General features: G+C 41.5%; 4 protein-coding genes. All 4 read left to right on the forward strand.

Features of this window, described 5'->3' with window-relative positions; all coding sequences use genetic code 11:
• The first annotated feature begins 768 nt into the window (after positions 1-768).
• The 4 genes from R7P74_RS24485 (at position 769) to R7P74_RS24500 (ending at position 3,012) form a co-directional block, all read left to right on the forward strand.
• Complete coding sequence (locus R7P74_RS24485; protein WP_262635809.1) at positions 769-1,026, forward strand: type II toxin-antitoxin system Phd/YefM family antitoxin; 258 nt, start codon at positions 769-771, stop codon at positions 1,024-1,026.
• Entirely contained in the window at positions 1,014-1,316 is a 303-nt protein-coding gene (locus R7P74_RS24490) for a type II toxin-antitoxin system RelE/ParE family toxin (protein WP_262635810.1), read from the forward strand. The genes R7P74_RS24485 and R7P74_RS24490 overlap by 13 nt, the downstream gene beginning before the upstream one ends.
• A gap of 168 nt (positions 1,317-1,484) precedes the next feature.
• Positions 1,485-2,033 (forward strand): hypothetical protein, encoded by a 549-nt coding sequence (locus R7P74_RS24495; RefSeq protein ID WP_213885903.1) that lies wholly within the window; start codon positions 1,485-1,487, stop codon positions 2,031-2,033.
• A gap of 187 nt (positions 2,034-2,220) precedes the next feature.
• The gene (locus R7P74_RS24500; RefSeq protein WP_262635811.1) at positions 2,221-3,012 is read left to right on the forward strand and encodes a DUF4263 domain-containing protein; all 792 of its coding nucleotides are present in this window, start codon (positions 2,221-2,223) and stop codon (positions 3,010-3,012) included.
• The last annotated feature ends 158 nt before the right edge of the window (positions 3,013-3,170 follow it).

Raw genomic sequence — 3,170 nt, forward strand, 5'->3', positions numbered from 1 at the left:
CTATGCGTTGATTTTAGTGATTAAGGTGGTTTGCAGCAACATCGGTATTGCGCTGCTCACCCCTTAACATGGCGTTAGTCGCCAGAAAAAGCTAGCAGTCAAAATCATGTTTCTAAGCTCAAAACTTGGCTACTGGTCGTTTGATTCATAGTTCCATCTTCGACGGTCAAACCTCAGTTTCATCGGTTTTAAATCAATGCATTACTATTTTCCAAGCGGTTGTTTCGTTCTTTGGTGGTGATAGAGCGGGGTAATCGAAAATCTGTTTTTGGTTGCAAATCTGCTCGGTGAGTTTGTTGGTTTAAAAGCTTATTTACTTGCTGAAAGGACGTTTTCTCTGGTGTGGTAAGTTCCACGTGGTTTCAGTGACTTTGTTGAAAGTCCGCACTGTGAGATTGGTTTTCCAAAAGCGCTTTTTTGGTGTTGTCAGTCCGTTTTCTGCGGCGTTGGCTGTTCCAAGTGGTTTCATTGAATAGCCGCTTTGAGACTACGCCTGACTTAAGTGCATCAAAACACATAAAGTTTGTTGTTCGCAAAGTCTAGCTTGGCTTAAAATTGTCGCTCGGTGCCTCGCGACTAACAAACTGCTCAAGAGGGATTCGCAACGCGTGGCATTTTCAGTATGCGTTGAATTTAGTGATTAAGGTTGTATGCGGCGGCTTTAGTATTGCGTTGCTCACCCCTTAGCAGGGCGTTAGCCGTCATGGAGCTTGCTATACTCAAAGTGATAGAATAGTATCACTTAAGTATTCCTTTGGAGCAGCTCTCATGAGAGTAGAACTAGTTACATCACTCAAACGCCAAGCAACAAAGATCCTTGCCGATCTCCACGACACTAAAGAACCAGTGTTAATTACCGAACATGGTAAGCCATCTGCATATCTTGTTGATGTTGATGATTACGAGTTTATGCAAAATCGTTTAGCTATTCTTGAGGGGATTGCACGAGGTGAACGTGCATTAGCTGACGGTAAAGTGGTGAGTCACGATGAAGCCAAGGACAAAATGTCAAAATGGCTGAAATAATCTGGACTGAGCCAGCGCTATCCGACCTCAATGATATCGCTGAATACATCGCACTTGAAAATATCGTAGCTGCAAAACAATTGGTTCAAGCGATCTTTTCTAAAGTCGAGCGCTTAGAGACTTTCCCTGAATCGGGTCGCATTCCGCCTGAACTAGAACATCTAAGTTATCGTGAAGTTGTAGTTAATCCGTGCCGTATTTTCTATAAACAAGACGGCGACAAAGTATTTATTCTGTTTGTTATGCGTGCTGAGAGGGACTTGCGTAAGTTCCTATTGAGCAAGCAATAACCTTTGGGAATGAGCGGCTAACAAACTGTTCAAGAGGGATTCGCAACGCGTGGCATTTTCACTATGCGTTGGTTTTAGTGTTTCAGGTGGTATGCGGCGGCATCGGTATTACGTTGCTCACCCCTTAACAGGGCGTTAGCACACACTCGGTGGAAACAAGGACATTAGATGAAATTTCGAAATGCAGGAATAGCCTCTCTAGTTCTCTTTTGTGCATCCTGTAGCGATGAAAGCGAGATAATGGAAGCAGATGTAGTCAATAGTATTCCTTTACTTGCCTTAGTCGAATCTACGGTTGATAGTAACGAACTAAAACTTGATTTTTCTTATCCCACTCGAGTTATTAAATACGATCAGTCGACAGACGAAGAATCGCACTTTGATACAGTTCGATTGCAGATCTTGCTGGAAGAACAATTGGTTTATTCGGTACTAGCAGACAGAACAAGCCTGACACGTGAAAAGTGTCTCGCTCTTTATCGAGGTTATTCTCAAGCGTTAACTGAAAAGTACCATTTTGTTGCTCAAACAAGAGAAGAGAAAGTGTTTGGCAAGCTCATGGAAGTAGGTGATGGGCTGTTGTCAAAGGATAGCAAGCTGAGAGTTAGTATGGGATGCCAATTACTAGACACATCAAAGTTAGAAAAGTTCTCATTGAGAATCGACAGTGTTCAATTGTCAGCACTAGCAAATAGCAGATTTGAGAAATTGAAATAATTATCCCCTTACAAATGTGTGCTAACAAAGCGTTTAAGGCAGATTCCCAACGCTCGGCATTTTCGGTTTGCTTTGAATTTAGTGTTTACGGAACAATGCCTTAAGTCTGGTGGTTTGCGTTGCTCACTACTTAACGCGGCGTTAGCCTACCCCCAACACTCACAAGTCAAATGATTAGGGATATAAGATGAATAATTGGGAGCTTATGAACTCCAATAGAGCATTGATTCAAGAAGTCTCAGAACAATGGTTAGATCTAATAAGCTCACAAAAAGTTAGTGAAGAAATGTGTCATGCTTTCTTAAGTGAACACGCGGGACTCTTCTTTTGTGATGATATAAGAACATTAATGTGCGCAAGTAAACTCAATCTTGGAGATGATCATCAAACAGACTTTGTACGTCTTATTGATGATGGAAGTAATGGATTCATCTATGAATTAATAGAGATAGAGAAGCCCACAGATAAGATTTTTACCAAGCATGGTAAAGCTTCACAGAAGCTAGCTGATGCTTTGAAGCAGATTGAAGACTGGCGTGATTGGATTACGGATAACCCCCCTCAGAGCAATAGGTTGTTCCCTTCTAAAAGTGCTTTGGTTTTTCAAAAGCCTCGTTATATCTATACCATATACATAGGACGTCGTGCTGAAATGCTTGATATGGTTAAATATCGCCGCCGCTACGAGGACGCGCACAAGGTTAACATTAGAAGCTTTGATCGGTTAGCTGAAGAGTTGAGGTTTAGGATGTTCTCGAATCGTAGTTACTTGTATTCCGCAGAAGAAAATAGCCTTTCTTTAGAAGAGCTTAATGAATTAGTTAATCCTTTCAGCAAGGCTCTGAATGGGAAAAAATGGAAGCAAATCGTGGCAAGCCCAAAGTTTAATTGTTCTCATTCTTATGCATTGAATGCTTCACTACTTTTAGAACATAGGGAGAGCAATGAACTATATGAGCAGTTTAAAAGGTTAGGCTAACAAAGCATTTAAGAGTGATTCGCAACGCTTGGCAGTTTCGCTTCGCTCAAGTATAGCCAAGCGTCGCTCACACCTTAATGCGGCGTTAGTCGCCAGAAAAAGCTAGCAATCAAAATCATGTTTCTTAGCTCAAAATTTGGCAGCTGTTTGTTTGGTAT

Source organism: Vibrio sp. 2033, assembly GCF_033339735.1.

Bases quoted from the DNA above. Each gene is read 5' to 3' on its own strand.
- R7P74_RS24485 (WP_262635809.1), top strand. From the start codon at position 769: ATGAGAGTAGAACTAGTTACATCACTCAAACGCCAAGCAACAAAGATC.
- R7P74_RS24490 (WP_262635810.1), top strand. From the start codon at position 1,014: ATGGCTGAAATAATCTGGACTGAGCCAGCGCTATCCGACCTCAATGAT.
- R7P74_RS24495 (WP_213885903.1), top strand. From the start codon at position 1,485: ATGAAATTTCGAAATGCAGGAATAGCCTCTCTAGTTCTCTTTTGTGCA.
- R7P74_RS24500 (WP_262635811.1), top strand. From the start codon at position 2,221: ATGAATAATTGGGAGCTTATGAACTCCAATAGAGCATTGATTCAAGAA.